Here is a 24,485-nt window from a genome sequence, read left to right on the forward strand (position 1 = left end):
ACATGACGCAGCAACCACAAGTTGCCCTGGTCACCGGGGCGAACTCCGGAATCGGCGTGGAGATTGCGCGACGGCTCGTGGCGGATGGGTTCCGCGTCATCGTGAGCGGCCGTAATTCCTCTCGAGGGGAAGCGGTGGCGGAGGAACTCGGGCCTGAGGCGTTCTGGATCCAGGCGGACCTGTCTGATGCGGCGAGTGTCCAGAACCTCATTGACGAAACGGTGCGTACGGGCGGCCGCTTGGATGTTCTGGTCAATAACGCCGGGGTAGACCTGGTAGGGCAGCTCTTGGAAGTCTCCGAAGAGCAGATTCGGGAGAACTACGCGACCAATGTCTTCGGCACGATCTTCGCGCTGCAAGCCGCCGGACGAGTCATGCGCGATCAGGGCGACGGCGGAGCGATCATCAACATCACCTCGAGGCTCGCGATGATCGGGGTCCCCACGATGAGCCTCTACAGCGCTGGTAAAGGCGCGATTCAGTCGCTCACCACCGCGGGTGCCGTCGAACTGGCTCCCCACAATATTCGGGTTAACGCGGTGGCCCCGGGTATGGCTAAGACGCCGTTGTACGACACTTGGGTTTCCGAACAGGAAGATCCCGAAGCCACCGAACGGGAGGTTGCGAGCAAGATCCCTTTGGGACGCATCGCATTGCCCTCCGACGTCGCCGCCGCGGTCTCGTACCTCGCGAGCCCGGGCGCCGAGTACATCACAGGAACCACCATCCCGGTCGAAGGCGGATATCTCGCTCAGTAATGACCGCGGATGACGAAAGGAGAACATCATGACGACCACCGCAGAGAACACATCGACCGCGAACCCCACCACGAAAATCGCTCAGGGATCGGCGCTGTGGCCGGCCCAAGCGCGCGCGAGCCAGGTGTACGGGCGCCAGCTCGTCATCAGCAAAGCCGAAGGATCGTACATTGAGACTGAGGACGGACGTCGGCTCTTCGACGGGACCGCAGGCCTGTGGCACGCCAATATTGGCCATAGCCGGCCCGAGCTCGCGCAGGCGGCGTACGACCAGATGATGAATCTGGAGACCTACCATACGTTCGCGCGGTTCACGAACGATCAGGCGGCGCAGCTCGCGGAAAAGCTCGCCGAAATCTCTCCGATTCCGGATCCCAAGATCATCCTGAACAGCGGAGGGTCGGACGCGATCGACGTCGTGTGCAAGCTGGCTCGGCGGCATTGGCAGCGCGAGGGGCGCCACGAGAAACAGATCATTTTGAGCCGTGAGTTCGCGTATCACGGACTCCACGCGTACGGAACGAGTATCGCGGGCCTTGAGTTTAACCGCGAGGGTTACGGAACCGATTCCTTGGTGCCCGAGACCGCACGGGTGTCCTTCAATGATCCGGAACAGGTGAGTCGCGCCGTTGCCGAGATCGGTCCGGAGAATATTGCGGCGATCGTGACCGAACCCGTCCAGGGTACCGGCGGGGTGAATCCGCCGGGCGAGGGTTACCTCGAGACCATCCAGGAGCTGTGTCGGGAACACGAGATTCTGTTGATTCTGGACGAGGTCATCACCGGATTCGGCCGTGTGGGCACCATGTTTGCCGCGGAACGCTATGGGTTACAACCGGACCTGGTGACCTTCGCCAAAGGCGTGACCTCGGGTTATGCACCGCTGGGCGGGATCTTTGTGAGCCGTCGTGTCTGGGAGCCGTTCTTCGAAGATTCCGATGACGCCCCGATTTTCCGCCACGGTTCCACGTATGCGGGTCACGCAACGGCGTCGGCGGTTGCCATAAAGCACCTCGACATCCTTCGCGAGGAGCACCTCGTCGACCGCGTGCGCGAGCTCGAGCCTATCTTTGCGGCGGATCTCGAGGAGCTCGCTCAGCAGCACGACGACGTCGCCGAGGTCCGTCATGCGGGGCTCCTGGGTGGCGTGACTCTGCGGGAAGGGGTGGCCGCGGAAAAGGTCTGCGACCGCATGATCGACAAAGGGTTCATTTCCCGCCCGCTGCGGGGCAACACCCTCCAGGTCAGTCCTCCGTTCATCGTCAAAGAGCAGGAACTGAAGGACTATTTCGCCGCGATGAGCGAGGCGATCACCGAGGAGGCGACATCGTGAGCAACCGGCAAAAATCGATACTCACCGCAGACGCCGATGCTCTGCGCCGGGCCGACGACGTCGTGGGCCGGTTGGGCTTACCGAACGAAGGCATCGAGGTGACTGACCCAGGCACGGCCGAGGTCATCGCTCACGTCCCAGATGTGGGTCGGGACGGGATCACCTCGATGATGGCTTCGGCAGATCGCGCCGGGGCGTCGTGGGCCCGAACGACTCCTCGCGAACGGTCCAATATTTTGCATCGGTGGTGGGAGCTCCTGGTCGAGCACTCCGAGGACCTCGCCCTGCTCATCACCCGGGAGATGGGCAAGACCCTGGCCGAGGCCAAGGGTGAGGTGAAGTACGGCAGCGATTTTGTGCGGTGGTACGCGGAAGAAGCGGTGCGCGCCGGAGGCAACTTCCAAGAGGCACCCGACGGCGGTTCGCGCATCGTGACTCGGCGTAGCCCAGTGGGACTCTCCGTGCTGATCACGCCGTGGAACTTCCCGTTGGCGATGGCGACCCGAAAAATCGCGCCGGCGCTCGCTGCGGGATGCTCCGTGGTCATCAAGCCTGCCACCGCCACGCCCCTCACCACGTACTTCGCGGTGCAGCTTGCTCGCGAGGCCGGTGTTCCGGCGGACTTGGTTCACGTCATCACGACGTCGAGCTCGCGGACCATGAGCGAAACCGCCCTGCGTGACCCTCACGCCCGGAAGGTCTCCTTTACCGGGTCGACCGAGGTCGGCCGGACTCTTCTGGGCCTGGCCTCGGAACGAGTGCTACGAACCTCGATGGAGCTGGGCGGAAATGCACCGCTTTTGGTGTTCGACGACGCAGACCTGGACCGAGCGGTGGATGGAGTGTTCGCAGCGAAGATGCGCAATGGCGGGCAGTCGTGCATCGCGGCCAACAGGATCTATGTGCAAGACGGCATTGCGGACGACTTCGTGGCGGCCTTCAGGCAGAAGATCGCCTCGGTTCGAATGGGACATGGCCTCTCAGAGGGTGCCCACCTCGGTCCACTGGTCAGCCCTCGGGCCGTGACGGATATGGAAGCGATCGTGGCCGGTGCCATCTCTGAAGGAGCCGAACTCCTTGAAGGCGGGAACGCGCCCGAAGGGGATGGGAGCTTCTTCAGCGCGACCCTGCTGGACCATGTACGTCCGGACTCCGCGATATCTGGTTCAGAGATTTTTGGACCCATTGCCGCGATCCAACGATTCACGACCGAAGAAGAGGCGATCCAGCGAGCCAACGATACCGAGTTTGGTCTCGCCGGTTACGTGTTTACGGAAAGTCTGGATCGTGCCTTCCGGGTATCGGACGCCATCCAATGCGGGCTCGTCGGCATCAACCAGGGCGTGCCGTCGAATGCTGCGGCACCCTTCGGCGGGGTCAAACAATCCGGGTTGGGCCGGGAAGGCGGCTCCGAAGGACTCGAGGAATATCAGAACATTCGTTTTTACAACATTGCGGCCAGGTAGGCCGAACCCTACGGAACGAAGAGGAGGAAACGGGAATGCGCATTTCGGTAGTGCGGGAGATTAAGCCCCAGGAGGAGCGGGTCGGGCTGACCCCGGCGAATGTTGAGGAACTAACGCGGGCGGGCCACACCGTCTACGTCGAGCGCGGTGCTGGTGACGCCTCGGGATTCGAGGACGAAGCCTACGTTCGGGCTGGCGGAGAACTGACCGATCAAGAGCAGGCCTGGGCGCGGGCGGAGCTTTTGATCAAGGTCAAAGAACCCATCGAGTCGGAGTACCGCTTCCTCCGCAAGGACCTGGTGCTCTTCACGTACCTGCACTTGGCAGCGGACCGACCCTTGACTCAGGCACTTCTCGAGGCGGGAACGATCGGTATCGCTTACGAAACCGTTCAGGACGAGACCGGCCTTCCGCTGTTGACGCCCATGAGCGAAATCGCCGGACGCCTGGCGATTCACGCGGCGGCACGGCATCTGTCCCGTGCCGGGAATGGACCTGGGAAACTACTGGGCGGCGCGCCAGGAGTCTCGCCAGGTCGCGTGGTCATTATTGGGGGAGGCGCGGTAGGACTGAACGCCGCCCTGCTGGCGATTGGCCTTCAGGCGGAGGTCACCGTGCTGGACATGTCACCACGTCGTATTCGTGAACTCGAGACGCTCTTGGACCGTCGCGCACGGGTCTTGATGTCTAATCCGGCGGTGGTCGAAGAGGAACTCGCCCAAGCTGACGTCGTGATCGGTGCCGTCTTGGTGCCGGGGAGGGCCGCACCCAAGGTCGTTCGACACGAACACCTCGAGTTGCTTCGAAAAGACGCGCTGCTGATCGACGTCGCGATCGATCAAGGCGGGGCCTTCGAGACCTCGCACCCGACGACGTACGAGGATCCGATCTTCGAGGTAGACGGGATTCGACACTACTGCGTGGCGAACATGCCGGGTGCCGTACCGCAGACCGCGACATCGGCGCTGACCAACGCGACGATGCCGTACATCAAGAAGATCGCGGCCCTCGGCGCCGATCACGCGGTTGAGTCCGACCCCTCGATCGCCAAGGGCGTCAACACATGGAGCGGCAGGTTGCTTCAACCCGGCGTCGCGGCGGCGTTCCCTGACTTGGGAACGCCGTCGGCCAACGACGCAACGGCCGTGCCGTTGGGTGTCTAACGCGAAACCTCTCGAAGCGGCCGCACCGGTTCCGGGCGGCCGCTTGCGAAGGATCGCTGGGCGGCATCGAGCAGCTCCACGCCGTGCACCCCCGACGAGGGTGTGCTGTGGTTCGGTCCACGCCCCGAAATGAGCGCCACGAAGTCCTGCATTTCGTGGACGAACGCGGTCTCGAAACGGTCTTGATACCCCTCGAAGGCGCGTCCCGGAGAGCTGACCTGTCCGTCGACGTCGATCTGGGTGACGGCACGACCGTCGACCTCGCCCACGGCAAAGGATCCATCGGTTCCGTGCACGACGGTCCGAACGTCTTGACCCGAAGCATGCCCCCGCATCACCGAGATCGTTGCCGTCAGCCCCGAAGAGAAAGACAGCAGCGCGCTCGCGGTGTCCAACTGGTCGTGACGGCGATACTCCTCATGAGCGACCACCGAACCCACGGCATAGACGCTCTCGGCCTGTTCCTCGACCAACCAAGGGATGAGGTCGAAATCGTGAGCCATCATGTCCGCGAAAATACCGCCGGACCCAGCGAGGCCTTCGGGATCAGCGGCGTATTTGTCGTGATCGTAAGCGAAGACCGCGCGGAGGGCTCCGGCTCTGCCCGAGTCGAGCACGCCTTTGAGAGCCGTAAATTCCGGACTGTGCCTGCGGTGATACCCCACCATCACCTTCTCGTCGGCTCCGGCCGCCTCGATGTCGTCGAGTAGCCGGGCGTAGTCGGAGGCTCCGAGGGTTAGCGGTTTTTCGACGAATACCGGGCTGCCTGTGCGAATCGCGCGTCTCACCAGGTCGGGGTGTGTGGACCCCGGCGTCGTGATGACGACGCCGTCCGCGGTAGCGAGGGACTCGTCGAAGGTTGTGGACGTGGTTAACCGGACTCCCGCCCCTGCTTGCCCAGCCCGCTCCGTGACCGGGGCCGCGTGCAGCGTCACACGGCCCGGGTCACGGCCGACGAGCTCGACGTGTGTCACGCCGTCGGTAGCCATCAGGTGGGCGGCATGCATCTGTCCGATGGTTCCCGCCCCAACCACAGCGATTCTCATCTCAACCCACCGAGACTTCCCGACCACCCTGATTCGCCGACTCGGCGATCGCCTGAATGATCTCAAGGGTGTGGAGCCCCTCTGCGAACGATCCGCATGGGGCCAGGGAGCTTTCGATACCAGCGACCTGTTCGAGGAACGCACGGGCCTGAATCGCGAAGTTATCGTTGTAATTCCAACCCACTCCGGGTGCGTCCATGGCGCAAGAGTTCGCGTAGAGAGGGGTTTCGGAATTGATGAGAACTCGGCGCTGGCCTCGGGTTTCGGCGGATGCCTGAGCGTCGTCGTACATGAACTCGGCGGGCTTGGTGATGTCGAAGGACGCTTGAGCTCGGGGACCCACCACGTGGTAGGTCTGCGAATTCGGGGTTCCAAAGGCGACGCGAGAGATCGTGTAGGTTCCGACGGCGCCGTTGGCGAAGGTGCAGGTGAAGGTGAGGAAGTCTTCGTTTTCCACCGGCTCGACCTCGTCGGAAACTTCGACGTGACCGTGGCCGACCACGGCGCCCAGCGGAAGGTGACGTTCCTTGTAGATGGTGTCCATGACGGCTCCGCGAACCGCGGTGACGGGACCGTTGAGGTACTCGCCGGTGTCGATGACGTGCGAGCCGAGATCGCCCAGCGCCCCCGAACCGGGCCCGCCCTTGTATCGCCAGGACATGGGAGCATTCTCGTCGCATGAATAGTCGCAGAGGTATGTCGAGAGGAAGTTTGTGACTGGCCCGAACTCGCCGGAGGTGATCTTTTCCTTGATCGCGTTAATCGCCGGCATACGGCGGACGGTGTAGCCCACGGAGGTGATGAGCGGTCGACCGTAGCGGTCGGTCTTCTGCCCGTATTCTTTCTCGAGCTGGACCATCGCCTGGGCATCTTCCAAGGTCCCGGCCAAGGGCTTTTCGCACAGGACGTGCTTGCCGGCCTCTAAAAGGCCTCGGGCGATGGGCAGGTGCAACGCGTTGCCGACGACGATGCTGACCGCATCGATCTCGGGATCTTCAGCGACCTCGGTCCAATCTCCATAGACCTTCTCGAAGCCGTACCGTCGAGCAGTGTCCCGGCCAAGTTCTTGGTTCATGTCCGCAACGGCCGCGAGGCGTACGGAGGGGAACTCCGAGTCGAAGACGGAACCCGCCTGTCGATATCCATAGGCGTGGGACCGTCCCGCCATGCCTGCACCGATGACCGCAACGGAGAGCGTCTGCTCAGCCATAATTTCTCCTTGGACGTATTGACCGTATGTCAGGACAATTATTCTGAGTTGCAGATCACAAGGTCAAGGCTTTGCGCCCCATAAATTTTGGCTAAATCTGGTGGGCGGTGGTTGCCGTCTCCGACCTAGTCTTCGATGGCGCCGATCGGTTCTCGTTTTTCGGCCTGGAACTTATCCTCGGTGCGGCCGAAGGCCCAATAGCCTGAGATGGAAATATTTTCCTTGGGGATGTTGCGCTCCTTGAGAAGGCGACGCACCTGTTTGATGGCTTCCCGCTCACCGTGGGCAAAGACGCTGATGGTGCCGTCCGGCCAGGCGTGGCGTCCAAGGGCCGCCGCTAGGGCGTTGGGGTCTCCGCCAACTCCCGGCTGAATCACCCAATCGATCTCGACGCCGTGCGGCGTGCGGATCTCTTGCTGGTCTTCTTCGTGTTCCAAGGTGATCACGGCCAGGCCGCGTGCATCCTCCGGGAGTGCTTCGATGGAAGCTGAGATGGCGGGTAACGCGGAGGCGTCTCCGGCAAAGAGGTGCCATTCGGCGTCGTCGTTGGGTCGGTATTTGCCGCCGGGCCCCATGAGAAGCAATGTGTCTCCGGGGGAGGCCTGAGCGGCCCAGGGGGCGGCCAGGCCCGAGGTCCCGTGTGTCACGAAGTCGATGGTCAGAGTCTTGGCCTCGCGATTCACCGAGCGCACCGTGTACGTGCGGGTCACGGGGACGTCCTCCGGGGGGAGGGTGCGCTTGAGCTCCCGCATGTCAAAGGGCGCCACGAGATTCAGCTCGGGTTTGGCGAAGACGAGTTTGACGTATTGGTCCGTCATGCCGTTGTCCTGGAACGATTCGAAGCCCTTGCCGCCGAGGGTCAAGCGAACCATATGGGGAGTCAGCTGGCGACGTTCGATCACCTCGAGCAGTGTTTGGGGTTTGGCGGGCTTCCGGGCCGGAGCCACGCGGGGTTCGTTCGTCTGTGCGTCAGTCATGCGGCTCTCCTGGGCGTGGTTTGGTAAGTCTGACCTCACGATAACCCTCCGGCTCGGTGACCTTCCACCGTGAAAAGTCGGCCCAACGTCGTTGTGGCGAGACGCCAGGCTCTGGGCGTGAGACGCGTCGCGTGAGGCCGCGAGGGTTGCCATACGATGGGCAAACCAGGGGGCATCGCTCCGCGCGGTTCACGATTCCTGGTGGCTCATTGACGACCTCGGCGGTTCACAGGATATCGCCGGGAAAATATGCCAGGCTTCTGTCAAGACTTGAAATGAACCGCTGGTCTGCGGAAACTGTGGCCTCTGGCGAGAATGACCAAAGATGTCCGCTTCCCGTGGGATGGGGGAAGGCCCCCACCGCGACCATAAAATCCCGACAAGCTGAGAGAAGGCCGAAATGACTACCCCAATGGCTGGAGTGCTCCCCGTCGAAGAAGATATCAACCGATACGACGCCCAGGCTCGTCGATGGTTAGCCGATGCGATCAAGGCCGTTAAGGCCGATGCGCAACGTTCGGCCGACACTCACATTGTTCAGGTTCCCCTTCCCAAGGCCTGGGGCGTGGACCTCTACCTCAAGGACGAGTCCAGCCATCCCACGGGGTCGTTGAAGCATCGCTTGGCCCGCTCGCTCTTCCTCCACGCGCTATGCAATGGATGGATTCGCCCGGGAAAGCCCGTGGTTGAGGCTTCCAGCGGTTCCACCGCCGTCTCTGAGGCTTACTTCTCCCGCCTCATTGGCGTCCCGTTTATTGCGGTGATGTCGAAAACCACGAGTGCCCGCAAGGTGGAACTCATCGAGTCCTACGGCGGAAAGTGCCACTTTGTGGACAGCCCCGATCAGGTTTACGCGGTGGCGGCACAGCTCGCGAAGGAGTCGGACGGCCACTACATGGACCAGTTCACATATGCCGAGCGGGCCACCGATTGGCGTGGCAATAACAACATTGCCGAATCGATCTTCCAGCAACTCGAATTGGAGGAACATCCCGAACCCCGGTGGATCGTCGCGACTGCCGGAACGGGCGGAACGTCGGCCACCCTGGCTCGCTACGTTCGGTACACGGGTCGGGCCACGGGTATCTGTGTCGCGGATCCGGACCATTCGGCGTTCTTCGCCGGTTGGCGAGACGAGAATCCCGAGGCCACCACGGACACCGGTTCGAGGATTGAGGGCATCGGCCGGCAGCGGATGGAGGCCAGCTTCATGCCAGCGAGCATCGATCGGATGATGCATGTTCCCGACGCCGCGAGCATCGCCGCGATTCGTCTGCTCGAACAGCTCACCGGGCGCAAAGCCGGTGGTTCCACGGGAACCGGCCTCTGGGCGGCCCTCAAAATCGTCTCGGAAATGGTGGCGGCAGGTGAGCAAGGCAGCGTTGTCACCCTGATGTGCGATTCCGGCGACCGTTATCTGGACAAGTACTACTGCTCTGAGTGGCTAAGCGAATCGGGTTTCGACGTCGAAGGGTACAGCCAGCGGCTCGAGGAGTTCATGACGACGGGGCGGTTCTAAAGGTTCCCCACCAGCTCATTTGTCTTGACATTAAAACAAGGCGACTCATAGGGTGATGACGTCTGGACCGCTCCGTGGTGGCGGTCTCATTGTCTCGCAGAGGAGAAAACGTGGCGGATCAGCGAGTTGTCGGAGTCGGTCTCATCAGTGTCGGATGGATGGGCAAGGTCCATTCTCGTGCCTATGCGAATCTCCCGGTGTTTTACCCGGAACTTGGCATCCGCCCTCGCCTCGTGATGGCTGCCGATACGGCGCCTGATCGCGCTCAGTACGCCGTCGACGTCTTGGGATTCGAGCGCGGGACCACGGATTATCACGACGTTCTCGCCGATCCCGAGATCGAGGTCGTCTCCATCTGTGCGCCGAACTTCCTGCACGCCCAGATTGCCCGGGACGTGGCCGAGGCCGGCAAGGCCTTCTGGTTGGAGAAGCCGGCGGGGCGTTCGGCGGATGAAACCCAAACCATTGCCGACGCCGCCGAGAAGGCCGGCGTGGTCAGCGCCGTCGGGTTCAACTACCGGAATACCCCGGCCATCGAATACGCGAGACAGCTCGTCGCAGAGGGCAAGCTCGGGCGAATCACCAACGTGCGTGGCGCATTCTTTGCCGACTATTCCGCCGATCCGCGCGGGGCGCTCTCGTGGCGCTTCCGCCGCGAATTGGCCGGCTCCGGCGTGCTCGGTGACCTCATGGGCCACCTGATTGATCTGACGCACTACGTCGTCGGCCCGATCTCCGAGGTGACGGCGGCGACCTCGACGGTATATGCCGAGCGGCCCGAGATGCCGATGGGCAGCGGCACGCATTTTGCCGTGGTCGAGAACGGCGAGATGAAGCCCGTCGAAAACGAGGATTACGCCTCGATGCTGGTCCGCTATCCGTCGAACGACGGCGCGTCCCCGGCCATCGGAACGCTTGAGGCTTCTCGCGTGGCCAACGGGCCGCGTGCCGAATACGGCCTCGAGGTCTACGGAACTCAAGGATCGCTCCGGTGGGACTTCGAGCGCATGAATGAATTGCAGCTGGCCCTGAATTCCGCGCCTCACGTGGGGTATACGACCATCATGGCCGGACCCGATTTTGGTGACTTCTCGGTGTTCCAACCAGGCGCCGGAACGCCCATGGGCTACGACGACCTCAAGACCATCGAGGCCAAAAAATTCCTGTTGGCCTACTTGGGGCAAGACTCTCAACACGCGGACATTAAGGACGGGCTGGCCGCCAACCGTGTGGTCAGCGCCGCGGAAGCCTCCGCCGAGAGTGGCCGTTGGGAGCGGGTGGAGCCGGTCGAAGGCACCAGTGCCCAACAGGCCGTAGGCTCCTAGCCGCCCCTACCTGCCTCAGCGCCGCCGCCGAACGTCGCCGTCCGGTACTCGCCAGGCCTCGAGCGCCCAATCTCATGCGAGCTCGAGGGCCTGGGTCAGTGCCGCCGTGACGCTGACCGCGATGACGGCCGGTGATTTTCCCGTAATTTCGGGCATCCCGATCGGGCAGGTGATGCTGTCGACCTCGGCGTCCGCGTGCCCTAATTCCCGTAACTTTTTGCGGAATCGAGCCCATTTGGCCGCGGACCCAATCAGACCGATGCTTCCAAGGTCGCCTCGACGCAAGGCCGCATCGCACAGGATGAGGTCCTCAGAGTGATCGTGGGACATGATGAGCACGTGGCTTCCCGCCGGTAGCTCGTTCAGAGCTGTCTCAGGGGCTGGGGCATGGTGGACCTGGAGAGACGAGACGTCGCTCAGGGAGTCAGCCTCGTCCACGGCGTCTTGCCGGCTGTCCACGAGGTGGAGGGTTAGCGGAAGCCGACCCAGCGCCCGGATGATTTCCCAACCCACGTGCCCAGCTCCAAAGACGGCCACCACCGGTGGAGCGGCCACAGGTTCCAACAACGCCGTCACCCGACCCCCGCAACACTGTTGGCCGTAGCGCGTTACCGCATGTTCGTTGAGGGACATTTCCTCGGTCACGGGGACCACAGAACCTTCCTCGAGCATGCGCCGGGCCAGGTCCGTCAGCGTTGCTTCCAAATTCCCACCGCCGACGGTGTCCCAGGCGCGGTCGCGGGACACGAGCATCTTGGCGCCCGCCCTCCGTGGGGAATGCCCTCGGGTTTCAATCAGGGTCACGAGAACCCCGGCCGACCCTTCCTCCCGGAGCCGTTGGAGCCCGGTCAACCACTGCATCACACGGACTCGACTTCGCGTTCCTGGGGTTCCCCTGATCCGACGGTGTCGGCCCTCGAGGTCTGCGCCGGGGCGGAATCCTTGGCGTCAACCGCGGGTTCGTCCACGACCTCCGCCTTCGACGCCTCCTGGATCGCCCAGAACACGGCCTCGGGGGTCGACGGGCAACCGAGGTCCACCTCTGTACCTTCCGGACCAAAGGCCTCGACGGCGGTGCGTAACGCCTCACGAACGCTCATGGCCAACATCAGCGGCGGTTCGCCCACGGCCTTGGAACCGTAGACGACGCCGGTTTCGGTGGCTCGCTCGTAGAGGTGCACGTTGAATTCGGCAGGAAGCTCGGAGAAACTCGGCAGCTTGTAGGTACTGGCCGCTTGGGTCGCGAGCCGGCCGCGTCGTTCGCCGTCGGACGTGTCCCACCGGAGCTCCTCCAAGGTCAACCAACCGGTGCCTTGGACGAATCCACCTTCAATTTGGCCCACGTCCACGAGCGGGGAGAGCGAGTCACCGACGTCGTGCACGATATCGGTGCGCAGCACGCGGTAAGCCCCCGTGTACGCTTCGACCTCGACTTCGGTCGCGGCGGCCCCGTACGCAAAGTATTTGAACGGGGAGCCGTGCATCGACGCGGAGTCCCAATGGATGCCTTCAGTGCGGTAGTAACCTGCGGCAAAGAGCTGCACTCGTTGCATGTACGCGTCGGAAACGACCTGCTCGAAGGGGATCTGTTCGTGGCCCAAAGCGGCGACCCCGTCGTCCTCGAAGCGAATATCGTGCGGATTCGCGCCGAACTTCCCGGCCGCAACTTGAGCCAGACGTTCGCGGATCTGCTCGCAGGCATTCTTGACCGCACCACCATTGAGATCCGCTCCGGAGCTCGCGGCCGTGGCCGAAGTATTCGGAACCTTATCGGTTCTGGTGGGAGCGAGCCTTACGCGGTCGAGCCGCACTCCGAGGGTCGTCGCAGCCACCTGCCGCATTTTGGTGTGCAGGCCCTGGCCCATCTCGGTGCCGCCGTGATTGATGAGGATCGAGCCGTCCTTATAGATGTGCACCAGGGCACCGGCCTGGTTAAAGGCCGCGAAGTTAAAGGAAATGCCGAATTTGACCGGGGTCATCGCCAGGGACCGTTTTACGTCCGTGTGACCGGCGTTGAATTCCGCGATCTCGGCGCGACGACGCACGACCTCCGCACGTTCCATCAGCGTGGACCAGATGTCCGGCATCCCTTCGGCGTGACGCACCGGTTGCCCATAGGGGGTGGTGTCGCCCGGCTGGTAGAAATTCCGACGCCGCAACTCACCGGCCTCGATGCCGAGCAAGGGAGCGCAGCGTCCCAGGATATTTTCCAGCACCAGCATGCCCTGCGGCCCACCGAATCCACGGAATGCGGTTTGCGACGTCTTGTTGGTCTGCGCCATGCGGCCGTGGACCTTGACGTTGGGAATCATGTAGGCGTTGTCGATGTGGCACATGGCTCGCGACAGCACCGGTTCCGAGAGGTCCAAGGACCACCCGGCGTCGGAGGTCAGGGTGGCCTCCAGGGCCGTAAACTTGCCGGATTCATCAAATCCGACCTCCCACTCGGCGTGGAAGGGGTGTCGCTTGCCGGTCATCGTGATGTCTTGCGTTCGGGTCAGACGCAGGCTCACGGGACGCCCGGTGCGCACGGCGGCAAGCGCGGCAACGGCCGCCAAACCGTGCGGCTGCATCTCCTTGCCTCCGAAGGCACCACCCATACGCAGGGATTGGACCGTGACGTCGTGACTGGAGAGGCCCAAGACGTGAGCGACGATCTCCTGCGTTTCGGTGGGGTGCTGGGTCGAGGAATTGACCATGACCTGGCCACCCTCGTCGACTCGGGCGTAAGAGGCGTGGGTTTCCAGGTAGAAATGTTCCTGTCCACCGAATTCGAAGGTGCCCTTGAAACGATGAGCGGAATCCTTCAAACCGGCCGCGGAATCACCACGTTCCATGAGGTGCTGTGGCCCCTGGAAACTCTGGGCTTCGATGGCCTCGGGCACGGTGACGATCGACGGGAGAGGCTCGTAATCCACCTCGACGGCCTCGGCCCCGATCCGGGCGGCCTCGGCGGTCTCGCCGATCACCCAGCACACCGCGTGTCCGAAGTACATGGCTTCGGAAGGAAAGAGCGGCTCATCGTGCTTGACGCCTGCGTCGTTGAGCCCGGGGACGGCCTCGGCAGTCAGGACGTCCACGACTCCGGGCGTGGCCCGAGCCGCGTCGATGCGGAGGTCCGTGATGCGGGCGTGCGCGTGAGGGGACTGTACGGGCCATGCATGTAGGCACGAAGGATCGCGGGTCGCGAGGTCATGCGTGTACAGGGCTTCCCCCGTGACGTGCAGGGCGGCCGACTCGTGGGCAACTCGGGTGCCGACTCCGGCCGGAACGGGATGTGCGGGTTCGTGAACGATGGTCATGAGATCACTCCTGATAATTCGGAGGGACGGTATTGGGCGAAAAAGCGCATCATGGACTGCTCGAGCATCGCCGATCGGTATCGCGAGCTGGCTCGATGATCGTCCATCGGCGTGCTTTCCGCGGTCATGGCGGCCGACGCCGTGCGGGCCGTTTCTTCCGTCCACGGCTGGCCGAGAAGGGCTTCCTCGGCGGCGAGAGCACGAATCGGTGTTGCGGCGACGCCGCCCATGCCGATCCGGATCGAGCTGACCCGACCGTCGTCGAGCTGCAAGGCGAACGCCGTGGACACCGAAGAGATGTCGTCGAAGCGGCGCTTGGCCACTTTGTAGAACGCCGTCGTCTGGGCCAAGGGCAACGGGATGCGGACGGCGCGAATCAATTCCCCCGGTTGCCGAACGGTCTTCCGGTATCCCGTGAAGTATTCGGACAGGGGAACCGTGCGCTCGCCCGCGGTGGAATGAAGGACGAGGGAAGCGTCCAGGGCCAGAAGCACCGGAGCAGAATCTCCGATGGGAGAACCCGTGCCCAAGTTGCCACCCAACGTCGCGCTATTCCGGATCAGTCGCGAGGCGAATTGCGGGAAGAGCTGCGCCAAGAGAGGGATCCGGCCGTCCAAACGGCGCTCCAGTTCGGAGAGGGTGATGGCGGCACCCAGCTCGGCGTAGTCCTCCTCGAGGCGGAAGGTCCGCAACTCTTCCAGGTGATCGATCGCGAAAACGGTCTCGGGGCGCGTGTGTCGAATGTTGGTTTCGACGCCGACGTCGGTTGCGCCGGCGAGGAGGACGGCGTCCGGGTGTGCCTCGAGGCGTTCAGAGAGTTCGGCAAGATCAGCGGGTCGAACGAACGTCGAGGCCTCGGCTGTGACTTCGGTGGGTGCGGGCCGTGGTGCCGACGTGGACTGACGTTGGAAGAGGGGGTCTTCGGTGTCGGGAGCGCCTAACGCATAGGCCGCGTCTTTGATGGGTCGGTACCCGGTGCACCGACAGAGATTTCCACTGAGTGCGTGGAGATCAAAACCGTTGGCACCTTCTTCTTCGGTATCCCGAGCAGAGGGTACGGCCTTGCGCTCGGGCCGGTAGTACTCGGCGGCCATGGAGCAGATGAAGCCTGGAGTGCAAAAGCCGCACTGGGAGCCACCCCTGTACGCCATTTCCTGCTGTACCGGGTGGAGGTCTTCGAAGGATCCCGGGCCGGGGCCGGTGCCGAGGCCCTCGGACGTCACGATCTCTTGACCGTTGCAGGCGACGGCGGGAATGAGGCACGCGTTGACCGAGGTCCAGCGCGAGGTGCCGTCGGGATCGGGTCGAGCCACCATGACCGCGCACGCCCCGCACTCGCCTTCGGCGCACCCTTCTTTGGCGCCGGTCAGACCGTTCTCGCGGAGCCAGTCCAAGAGATTGAGTCGAACGGGAGGAGCTGTCTCCTCGCGTGTTTGGCCGTTGACGGTGATGCGAAATGACACCATCACGTCCTCCTTGATTGAGCGTTCGTGAATAACCCGAGGAGGCGATGCCCAGGAAGGACTCGCGAAGACATCGCCTTTTCTCGTCGGAGGTGCTCCATCACACGCTGAGGTGTGCCGAGTAAATCCTTCCAAAATTTATGTGAGATCAGCGTAACACCAATGGTGGAATTAAAACTCCACATCGTGAAAACCCGGTGTATTTTCGGCGTTAATTCACGCCTCTGACCCCTTGACGTGCAGTTTTGCGGCACCTGAAAGGCGGATATGAGCCAGTTCGCATTCGGTGGGAAAGCCAGGTTATTCAGTACTTTAACCCTTGAGGTGTCTGGCGTCACTCGTCGCCAAAACCTGGGCCTCAGGGTGTGTGGATCACGGATTCAACCTCGAGTGAGGGAGGAAATTTCCCGAGCCCCTTGTCAAATTTCAAGTGGACCAGGTTACACTGGGGTCCACGATGCGGATGATAATTACCGCATGGCGAAATAATCTCCCGCATCGGCTACGTACGAGAAGGACGCGAGGAGCGCGTCTCGGATGACTCCGTGAAGACTGCAGCCATCGTGACTCTTTCGTTGTGCAGGAGCGCCCGCGCCGGCCTTAAGGAGACGACGCCCGATGAATGGAGAACCAACGATGTTCACGACTCTGGAAAGACGTCGGCAGAACGTTTCACAGTCCGTCACCACGACGACCAAGATCATCACGGGTCATGTGGTGTCCCCGCTCAGCGGGGCGGACCGGGAAACATTGGACCTCGAACGAGGAGCCGTGGTGGTCTGCGATGGTCGGATCCTCGACGTGGGGGAAGCTCGCACCATGATCGACGACTACCCCGAAGCGTCCGTCGAATCCTACGGCGACCGGCTGATCATCCCCGGGTTCATCGACTGTCACGCGCACTACTCGCAAATGGCCATGATCGCCTCGCCGGGATTGCAATTACTGGAGTGGCTCGACAACTTCACTTTTCCGGCTGAGTCCGAATTCGCCGACGCCGGGCACTGCGCCGAGATGGCCGACTTCTTCACGACGCAGATGATCGCTCACGGGGTGACCTCGGCCTGCGTCTATGCCACGGTGCACCCGGAGTCGGTGCGGGCTCTCTTCCGCTCGGCCAAATCGAAGAACCTGAGGATCATGACCGGCAAGGTGTGCATGGACCGCCACGCCCCGGAGCATCTGCTGGACACGCCCGAGCTGGCCTACGAACAGAGCCGAGAATTGCTCGAGGAGTGGCACGGCGTCGGCCGCCTTGAGTATGCGATCACGCCACGCTTTGCTCCCACGTCCTCCGTGCGCCAGCTCGAACTCTTGGGCCAGCTGGCTCAGGAGCACCCGGAAGCGGTGATTCAGACTCATCTCTCGGAGAATCCCGCCGAGTGCGCGTGGGTTTCGGAGCTCTTCCCAGAGGAGGCCGACTACACGGCCGTGTACGAACGGTTCGGTCTGGTGCGCAAGCGTGCGGTCTTCGGGCACGCGACGCACGTCTCGGACAGCGAGTTGAGCCGGTTGGGGTCCGGCCAAGCCTCTCTGGCCCATTGCCCCACGTCCAATCTTTTCTTGGGGTCGGGACTATTTACTCTCAAGAAGAACGCCCAGATCGCGGGCCTCAAGATCGGGTTGGGGTCCGACGTCGGGGCGGGAACAAGCCTGTCACCGTTGGTATCGCTCAACGAGGCCTACAAAGTCAGCCGGTCCGTGGGAGGTCCGCTGGATTCCTTCGAGGCATTGAGGCTCGCGACGTTGGACAGCGCCGAGGCTCTCGGCATCGAGGATTCCGTCGGAAGTTTGGAAGCCGGAAAGGACGCTGACGTGGTGATCCTCGATCCCGAAACCAACCCCGTCCTGCGGATGCGGGCCTCCCACGCGAAGACCACCGCAGAGCTCCTTTTCGCGACGATGATGCTCGGCGACGACCGCACCATCCACGGCGTCTACGTCGCTGGGTCCAAGACGCGATGACCATCCCCCGACGGGCCTAGCCCGTACGTCCATTACTCATCCCGTGTGCCGTAGGGCCTCAGGATGACCCTATTCGCCACTCCCCACAACGATCTCCATTGCATTCCCCGTAATGGCAGGGAAAAGAGGCACATCATGGCTGTCGATCAACACACCGAACAGGAAACGCAGGGTCAACGTCGATCCGCGATTGACCGGTTTTTCGAGATCACCTCCCGAGGCTCGACGATCAAGCAGGAATTGCGAGGTGGGTTGGTGGCGTTCGTGGCCATGGCGTACATCGTGGTCCTGAACCCGCTGATCCTTGGGGCGGCACAAGACGTCGATGGAAACAGTCTCAATTTCGCGCAGCTCACCGCCGTCACGGGGTTGGTGGCCGGCGGAATCACGCTGCTTTTCGGCCTCGTCGCTCGCCTTCCCTTTGCCTTGGCTGCGGGGCTCGGCATGAACAGCTTCCTCGCCGTCTCGGTGGTCCAAGACGTGACTTGGCCTGAGGCAATGGGATTGGTGATGATCAACGGCATCATCATCGTGGTCCTAGGGGCCACCGGAATTCGCACCGCGATCTTCCACGCGGTACCGCCTCAGCTGAAGACGGCGATCACCGTCGGCATCGGCCTCTTCATCGCTTTCATCGGATTCGTGAATTCCGGCTTCGTGACCAGGACGCCGGATGGGCCGCCGGTGCAGCTGGGCCAGGGCGGGTCGATCACCGCATTGCCGACGGTGATCTTCATCTTCGCGTTATTGCTGATTGGCGTGCTGGTGACGCGGCGAGTTCCCGGCGGAATCCTGATCGGCATGATCGTCGCGACCATCCTCTCGATCATTGTTCAGGCCTTCGCGCACCTCGGTACGGTGGGTGACCCGAAAAACCCAGACCCCCAGGGGTGGAATCTCAGCGCCCCTGAATTGCCCAGCCACGTGGTGGCCATGCCTGATTTTAGTTTGGTCGGTGCGTTCGACCTTTTCGGTTCGATCGAGCGGATCGGTGCCTTGTCCGTAGTGATGCTGGTCTTTACCTTGCTCTTCACCAACTTCTTTGACGCGATGGGCACCATGACGGGTCTGGCGGGAAATGCCGGTCTGGCTCGTCCGGACGGAACCTTCCCGCGTATCCGTCAAGCCTTCATCGTCGAAGGGCTTGGGGCGGTCGCCGGCGGTGGCGCCTCGGCCTCGTCGAATACCGTGTTCGTCGACTCCGCGGCGGGTGTTGCGGAAGGCGCCCGGACCGGCCTCGCCGCGTGCGTGACCGGGGTGTTGTTCCTGGTCTCGATGTTTTTCACCCCACTGATTGAGGTGATCCCGATGGAAGCAGGCGCCGCCGCGCTCGTCGTCGTGGGTTCCATGATGGTCGTGCAGATTCAGGACATCGAGATGAAAGATTTCCGGGTTTCCCTCCCCGTGTTCCTGACCATCGTCTCGATGCCGCTGACCTATTCCATCGCCAACGGGATCGGCGTCGGATTCATCTCCTGGTCCGTGATCCACGTGCTGACCGGCCGGGCCCGTCAGGTGCACTGGCTCATGTGGGTCGTGTCGGCGGGGTTCCTGCTCTACTTCACTCGAGGCGGCATCACGGCCCTCATCGGAGGGTAGGCAACGGCAGACGGCGGATTCGTCAGATAAGCAAGTAGACAGCACCCAAGATCGTGACCACGATGACGGCCAGATCAAAGATGCTCTGTCGGATCCGTCGGGCCGCCCACCGGCCCACGAGGGCTCCAGCCGCGACGGCCGGGATTAACACGACGTCCAGGAGCAACGTGTGGGTGCTGATCAGTCCCAGACCGATCGAGACCGGCAACTTGAGAAGGTTCATGATGGCGAAAAACCACGCGGCCGTTCCCAGAAAGGCGTGCACCGGAAATCGCGCGGCCAGGAAGTACATCGACATGACCGGGCCTCCGGCGTTGGCCACCATGGTGGTAAAACCTCCCACGGAGCCGTAGCCGGCGGTTGCGAGCCACGAGGAGCTTCCGACGGCGTCGCCCGTAGGCCCAGGCGTCGTGGCGGGTCGTGCGCGTTGCCACAGGGTGAGTCCCATCAGGAAGAGCAGCAGGACGCCGATGACGCGACGCACGGTACCGTCGCCCGCCCACGCCAAGAACACACCACCCAGCGCCAGGCCCGCGAGAACCCCAGGGATCATGCGGATGAGTGTAGGCCAGTGCGCACTCCGGCGGTAGGCCCACAGGGCAAAGGCATCACCGATCATCAGGAGCACCAGGAGGGCCCCCGTCGAGGACTTAGCGGGGAGGATCGCGGCGAAGAGCGCCACCGAGAGGGTGTTGATGCCGGGCAGGGCCGTTTTGGAAAACCCCACCAGGAGAGCGGCCAGCGCGAGCCCTGCCCAGGCCAACACGCTCAGATCGGAAAAGGTCACGGTTTAGCGACCGAACGGAAGGCGATCGTCGATCTCTTGGGCGTCCCACTGCTGACGTACCCACCCGTGGTGCGGATCGTCGCTGATGAGCCAACTGCGTACGGGGCCGGGGCCGGCCATGACGTTGAGGTAGTACATGTCGTAGCCGGGAGGTGCCATCGCGGGCCCGTGCCAGCCGTAGGGGACTAGCACGACGTCGCCCGTGCGAACTTCGGCGTTGACATCGATGGGACGCTCATCCGAGGCGTACACGCGCTGGTATCCGATGGGGTCCGTGGCCTCGACGGGAGCATCGGGGGTCACGCGCGTCTCAAAGTAGTAGATTTCTTCGAGCCGAGTCTCGCGACCTTCCTTTTCCTCGTCGTGCTTGTGCGGTGGGTAGGACGACCAGTTGCCGGCGGGCGTCAGTACCTCGCACACGATGAACCGGTCAGCCTCGAGGGCAGCGGGTGTGCCGAAATTGCGGACCTCACGGGAGCAGTTCCCCGCGCCACGCAATTCGAGCGGGGCCTCGTCCTTGGTGATCAAGCGCGTGGGGTACTCGTTGCTCGCGGGCGCGGAGGCGATGGCCACGCGCACGCCCTTCTGGCCCGAAATCTCCACGGCTCGTTGAACGCCGGTGTAGAGGACGTCCGTTGGTCCGGCGAACACGGACTCGCGGCCCGAAAGCTCATACGTCTCGCCGTCGACAACGGCCGTCACGTCTCCGGAAAGCGGGATGATGATGCGCTCTTCGGCCGCGGCATCCAGTGTCACAGGGGATCCGGAGAGGGTCGCGGTTTTGAGGCCGGTGTGCTCCCAGCCGTCAACCGTCAGGGATGAGTCGTAAGTTCCGAGGGAGAGATCCCACGGGCCGTCACTTGCGCTTCCGGCAGGGTAAACCCAGTTCGTCATGTTCCGCTGTCCTTTCGTGGTGGTGTTTCCGGACGGGTTCGTCGAGATCCCTCGCTGTGTTTAGGCGGAGAGGGTGACCTCGAAGGAATAGGAGTCGGCGCGGTACATGTGCCGACCGGTTTCCGCGCGCCGCCCGATATCGTCGGTCGCGGTGCGAGACATCGTGACCAGCGCCGACCCGGGGCTTGTGTGGAGCAATTTGGCCTGCTCGTTGGTGGCCACCGCGGCGCCAATCTTCTGCTGCGCGAGGCGGAAGTTGATGCCCTGTTGCCGCAGAATCGTGTAGAGACCGTGCTGTTCCAGAGCTTCGCGGCTCAGCTGCGCAATCTCTTGCGGAACCCAGTTCTCCATGATCGCTAGAGGTGCACCATTGCGGCTCCGCACCCTTTTGACGTGATACACCGTGCTGCCCGGCTTGACGGCGAGGCGTTCGGCGACGTCTTCCGGCGCAGGAATCTCTTCGAAATCGAGGACTTCGGTGGTAGGCAGTTCCTTGTCTTGGCTGAGGTCTTCAAAGAGCGAGGTGAGGCCAACCGAGCGGCGTACCTCCGACGCGACGACCTGCGTGCCGACGCCGCGTTTGCGAACCAACAGGCCAGAACGGACGAGCTCATCCATCGCCTTGCGAACGGTGGGCCGCGAAAGGTGCAAGTTCTTCGCCAAGGAGAGTTCATTGTCGAGCATGCTTCCCGGAGGCAAATGGCCGTCGGAGATGGCCGTCTCGATTCCGTGGACCAGTTGGTGGTACAGCGGGACGGGAGACGATCGGTCGATCGTGATGTCGAGGTGGGCAGTCATCGTGGCTCCATGGTTGGTTCCGGGAGAATGTCTCTATGTAAAGACAATAGGAGTTAACCGTAGCATGTGTCACCTACCGGCGGTCTACCCGCCAGTCTGTTCCGGGGGAGATTGAAGGGCATGTGCTGAGGCCCTTTGGTTCGGGGTCTGACCTGGATGAACTCCGTGCCGCTTGGGGCTTCGGGCGGGTAAGGTGGGCTCCGCACCTCGGCACGGTCTCTCGCGCCACGTAGCTACATCGGCAGCCTGCGCGACCGACCTGTTTCCTCGAGGCACCTCATCACACTGGAAGGACGGTCGCATGACCAACACCCCTGGTTTCCCCTCGCCCCAGGGGAACCCTGCGGAAGGCTCTGAACCCACAGAGTCGGCGTCCGGGCCCGAGCCCTTGGCAATTACCGGTGCCCTACCTGAGGTGATCGCCCCCGACGAGCCCTTACCTCGGTCCGCCCCGGGGAAGTCCCTGAAGACGGGATTCATCCTCGCTTTTATCTCCTACGGCCTCTGGGGCTTCCTGCCGCTGTATTTCGCGGCCATCACCCCCACCGGAGCCTTCGAGATTTTGGGATGGCGCATCGTCTTCTCCCTGATCTTGTGCCTCATTCTCGTGACCGTCACTCGGACCTGGGGGCGGGTGTCCTCGACGTTGCGGAACCGTCGGGTCGTCTTGACGCTCGGCCTAGCGGGCGGAATCGTCTCGATCAATTGGTTGGTTTACATCATCGCGACAACCAGCGGGCACGTACTGGAAGCCTCGCTCGGCTACTTCATTAACCCCATCGCAACCATCGTGCTCGGCGTCGTCGTATTCCACGAAAAACTCCGCAAGCTCCAGTGGGCGGCGGTGGGTGTAAGCCTGGTAGCGATCGGGGTCCTGTCGGTCGAGTACGGCTCCGTGCCGTGGATTTCTCTGGCGATCGCGGGGACCTTTGCCCTGTATGGGCTGGTCAAAAAGAATGTAGGTGGGCGTGTTGACTCTCTGACCGGGCTCACCTTTGAAACCGCATGGTTGATCGTCCCGGCGGGTGTGGTGCTCAGCTTGGTGCAGATCTTCGCCGGCGGTCTGGCCTTTGGGCACATCGGAGCGGTCAAAACGGCCCTCTTGGTGGGGACGGGTGTGATCACGCTCGTTCCGTTGCTGACCTTCGCCGGGGCGGCCTCTCGACTGCCGCTCTCGTACGTGGGAATGGTGCAGTACTTCAACCCCATCATGCAGTTCCTCGTGGGCTACCTATTGCTCGGCGAACACATGTCCCTGGGGCGGTGGGTTGGATTCGGCATCGTGTGGATCGCCATCCTGATTCTCGTGATCGATGCTCTCCGAGCCGCTCGCTCCTACCGCATGGCCCTCCGGGCCTCACGAAAATTGGCTGGCTAGGGCAAACGCGGGGAGCGCGAGAGGGCCTTGGCGTTGTCCCTTCGGGGGGATGTGCTCTGGGGCACTAACTCTCTGGTACTCTTTCATCCCTGGCGGTCAACCCGCCGTCATCTTCATCCTGATCACTTCGCGCCCTGAAAGGCTCACATGACACAGCACGGTAATTCCGGGGCGCATCGCACGCCCCCGTGGAGCGACGACGCCGCAACCGGCTCGTCCGAGGCAGCACGTCCCCAGACCGCCATGGGCGACGTCGTCACCAAGCAGAAGCTACCCAAGGTGGAATCGAAACGGTCGATCCTTCTTGGCGCCCTGTTCCTCATGGCCACCTCGGCCATTGGCCCGGGATTTATCACCCAGACCGCGACATTCACGGTTCAGATGGGTGCCGCCTTCGCGTTCGCGATCTTCCTCTCGATCATCGTGGATATCGCCGTGCAGCTGAATGTGTGGCGCGTGATCGGTGTGAGTGGCCTTCGCGCGGGCGAACTGGGCAATAAGATTCTGCCGGGCATCGGCGTCATCTTGGGCATCTTTGTGGTCTTCGGCGGCTTCGTGTTTAACGTCGGCAACGTCGCCGGTGGTGGACTCGGCATCAGCGCCATGACGGGGCTGGACCCGACCTGGGGCGGAATCATCACCTCGGTGTTGGCAATCCTCGTGTTCTTGTCCAAGAAAGCCGGGGTGGCCCTGGACAAGATCGTGGTGGTTTTGGGTGTCCTGATGATCCTGATTACCGGATATGTGGCCGTGATTTCCGGCCCTCCGGTGGGGGATGCTTTCCGGCAAACCGTCTTGCCGGACAACGTGGACATGGTCGTGGTGACCACGCTCATTGGCGGAACCGTGGGTGGGTACATCACCTACGCCGGTGCGCACCGCATGATCGATGCCGGTGTTTCCGGGATCGAGGACGTCAAGGCCATTTCCGGAGCGTCGATCACCTCGATCGTGGTGACCGGCGTGATGCGTTACCTGTTGTTCCTGGCGATCCTCGGCGTCGTCGCTGGTGGCGTGGCGCTGACCAGCTCGAACCTGGCGGCGGAGGCTTTCCAGCACGCGGCGGGTGACATCGGTTTGCGCCTCTTCGGCGTGATTCTGTGGGCCGCCTCGATTTCCTCTGTGATCGGTGCCGCGTACACCTCGGTGTCGTTCATGACCACCCGTCACACGAAAACGTGGATCCGCAACTTGCTGACCATCGTCATGATCGTGCTCTCGAGCCTCGTGTTCATGAGCCTCGGCAAGCCCCCGGCCACGCTGCTGGTCATCGCCGGAACCATCAACGGCTTGATCTTGCCGTTGGGCTTCACGGTGATCCTGATCGTTGCGATCTTCCGACGAGACCTCTTGCAGGGCTACAAGTACCCCAAGTGGTTGATCGTGGCCGGTGTGTTCGTGTGGTTGCTGACGCTGTACTTCGGCGTGAACGCCGTGCAGGGGCTCGCCAAGCTCTGGAACGGATAAATTCTGGCTCTCACGTCCAGAGATACACAACGCGC

The 24,485-nt window shown here is 62.7% G+C and carries 19 protein-coding genes; 10 read left to right on the top strand and 9 right to left on the bottom strand.

Features of this window, described 5'->3' with window-relative positions; genetic code table 11:
- The first annotated feature begins 2 nt into the window (after positions 1-2).
- The 4 genes from B9Y51_RS05070 to ald are packed head-to-tail and all read left to right on the top strand — an operon-like array spanning position 3 to position 4,720.
- Positions 3-758, top strand: coding sequence for an SDR family NAD(P)-dependent oxidoreductase (locus B9Y51_RS05070; protein ID WP_085529027.1), 756 nt, complete (start codon positions 3-5; stop codon positions 756-758).
- Positions 759-786: 28 nt separating this feature from the next.
- Positions 787-2,091, top strand: coding sequence for an aminotransferase family protein (locus B9Y51_RS05075; protein ID WP_085529028.1), 1,305 nt, complete (start codon positions 787-789; stop codon positions 2,089-2,091).
- Complete coding sequence (locus B9Y51_RS05080) at positions 2,088-3,557, top strand: NAD-dependent succinate-semialdehyde dehydrogenase (protein WP_245826076.1); 1,470 nt, start codon at positions 2,088-2,090, stop codon at positions 3,555-3,557. Before B9Y51_RS05075 ends, B9Y51_RS05080 begins: the two co-directional genes overlap by 4 nt.
- 35 nt (positions 3,558-3,592) lie before the next feature.
- Positions 3,593-4,720: an alanine dehydrogenase gene (ald, locus tag B9Y51_RS05085; protein ID WP_085529030.1), complete on the top strand. Its 1,128-nt coding sequence runs from the start codon at positions 3,593-3,595 to the stop codon at positions 4,718-4,720.
- Here ald and B9Y51_RS05090 read toward each other — a convergent pair.
- The 3 genes from B9Y51_RS05090 to B9Y51_RS05100 form a co-directional block, all read right to left on the bottom strand.
- A complete protein-coding gene (locus tag B9Y51_RS05090) occupies positions 4,717-5,766 on the bottom strand; it encodes a Gfo/Idh/MocA family protein (RefSeq protein ID WP_143468008.1) in 1,050 nt (349 codons plus the stop codon). The two genes, ald and B9Y51_RS05090, sit on opposite strands and share 4 nt — an antisense overlap.
- Position 5,767: 1 nt before the next feature.
- Positions 5,768-6,976: a Gfo/Idh/MocA family protein gene (locus B9Y51_RS05095; protein ID WP_048681563.1), complete on the bottom strand. Its 1,209-nt coding sequence runs from the start codon at positions 6,974-6,976 to the stop codon at positions 5,768-5,770.
- Between the two features lie 125 nt (positions 6,977-7,101).
- The gene (locus tag B9Y51_RS05100) at positions 7,102-7,953 is read right to left on the bottom strand and encodes a siderophore-interacting protein (protein ID WP_085529032.1); all 852 of its coding nucleotides are present in this window, start codon (positions 7,951-7,953) and stop codon (positions 7,102-7,104) included.
- Between the two features lie 400 nt (positions 7,954-8,353).
- Here B9Y51_RS05100 and B9Y51_RS05105 point away from each other — a divergent pair, with 400 nt between their 5' ends.
- Positions 8,354-9,472 (top strand): PLP-dependent cysteine synthase family protein, encoded by a 1,119-nt coding sequence (locus B9Y51_RS05105; RefSeq protein ID WP_048681555.1) that lies wholly within the window; start codon positions 8,354-8,356, stop codon positions 9,470-9,472.
- 110 nt (positions 9,473-9,582) lie between these two features.
- Positions 9,583-10,797 (top strand): Gfo/Idh/MocA family protein, encoded by a 1,215-nt coding sequence (locus B9Y51_RS05110; protein ID WP_085529033.1) that lies wholly within the window; start codon positions 9,583-9,585, stop codon positions 10,795-10,797.
- Positions 10,798-10,869: 72 nt separating this feature from the next.
- On the opposite strand, the gene xdhC is transcribed toward B9Y51_RS05110, so the two are convergent.
- From xdhC to B9Y51_RS05125, 3 genes are read right to left on the bottom strand one after another with little or no spacing between them, the layout of a single operon-like run.
- On the bottom strand, positions 10,870-11,658 hold the full coding sequence (xdhC, locus tag B9Y51_RS05115; RefSeq protein ID WP_085529034.1) for a xanthine dehydrogenase accessory protein XdhC: 789 nt from the start codon (positions 11,656-11,658) through the stop codon (positions 10,870-10,872).
- Positions 11,658-14,099, bottom strand: coding sequence for a xanthine dehydrogenase molybdopterin binding subunit (gene xdhB / locus B9Y51_RS05120; RefSeq protein ID WP_085529035.1), 2,442 nt, complete (start codon positions 14,097-14,099; stop codon positions 11,658-11,660). Before xdhB ends, xdhC begins: the two co-directional genes overlap by 1 nt.
- Entirely contained in the window at positions 14,096-15,565 is a 1,470-nt protein-coding gene (locus B9Y51_RS05125) for a xanthine dehydrogenase small subunit (RefSeq protein ID WP_048681547.1), read from the bottom strand. The genes xdhB and B9Y51_RS05125 overlap by 4 nt, the downstream gene beginning before the upstream one ends.
- A 615-nt stretch (positions 15,566-16,180) precedes the next feature.
- On the opposite strand from B9Y51_RS05125, the gene guaD reads away from it, so the two are divergent.
- Complete coding sequence (gene guaD / locus B9Y51_RS05130) at positions 16,181-17,527, top strand: guanine deaminase (protein ID WP_202975615.1); 1,347 nt, start codon at positions 16,181-16,183, stop codon at positions 17,525-17,527.
- A 135-nt stretch (positions 17,528-17,662) separates the two neighbouring features.
- On the top strand, positions 17,663-19,126 hold the full coding sequence (locus B9Y51_RS05135) for an NCS2 family permease (RefSeq protein WP_048681544.1): 1,464 nt from the start codon (positions 17,663-17,665) through the stop codon (positions 19,124-19,126).
- 22 nt (positions 19,127-19,148) lie between these two features.
- On the opposite strand, the gene B9Y51_RS05140 is transcribed toward B9Y51_RS05135, so the two are convergent.
- From B9Y51_RS05140 to B9Y51_RS05150, 3 genes are read right to left on the bottom strand one after another with little or no spacing between them, the layout of a single operon-like run.
- Positions 19,149-19,913 carry a sulfite exporter TauE/SafE family protein gene (locus tag B9Y51_RS05140; protein WP_085529036.1) on the bottom strand — a complete coding sequence of 255 codons (765 nt, stop codon included), beginning with the start codon at positions 19,911-19,913 and terminating at the stop codon, positions 19,149-19,151.
- A gap of 3 nt (positions 19,914-19,916) precedes the next feature.
- Positions 19,917-20,807: a 5-deoxy-glucuronate isomerase gene (gene iolB, locus B9Y51_RS05145; RefSeq protein ID WP_085529037.1), complete on the bottom strand. Its 891-nt coding sequence runs from the start codon at positions 20,805-20,807 to the stop codon at positions 19,917-19,919.
- Between the two features lie 60 nt (positions 20,808-20,867).
- The gene (locus B9Y51_RS05150; protein ID WP_048681537.1) at positions 20,868-21,605 is read right to left on the bottom strand and encodes a GntR family transcriptional regulator; all 738 of its coding nucleotides are present in this window, start codon (positions 21,603-21,605) and stop codon (positions 20,868-20,870) included.
- A 301-nt stretch (positions 21,606-21,906) separates the two neighbouring features.
- On the opposite strand from B9Y51_RS05150, the gene rarD reads away from it, so the two are divergent.
- Both rarD and B9Y51_RS05160 read left to right on the top strand, forming a co-directional pair.
- Complete coding sequence (rarD, locus tag B9Y51_RS05155) at positions 21,907-22,983, top strand: EamA family transporter RarD (RefSeq protein ID WP_085529038.1); 1,077 nt, start codon at positions 21,907-21,909, stop codon at positions 22,981-22,983.
- Positions 22,984-23,226: 243 nt separating this feature from the next.
- Positions 23,227-24,450 carry an NRAMP family divalent metal transporter gene (locus B9Y51_RS05160; RefSeq protein ID WP_048681662.1) on the top strand — a complete coding sequence of 408 codons (1,224 nt, stop codon included), beginning with the start codon at positions 23,227-23,229 and terminating at the stop codon, positions 24,448-24,450.
- The last annotated feature ends 35 nt before the right edge of the window (positions 24,451-24,485 follow it).

This window comes from Kocuria massiliensis, from assembly GCF_900169715.1.
Taxonomy (GTDB): domain Bacteria; phylum Actinomycetota; class Actinomycetes; order Actinomycetales; family Micrococcaceae; genus Rothia; species Rothia massiliensis.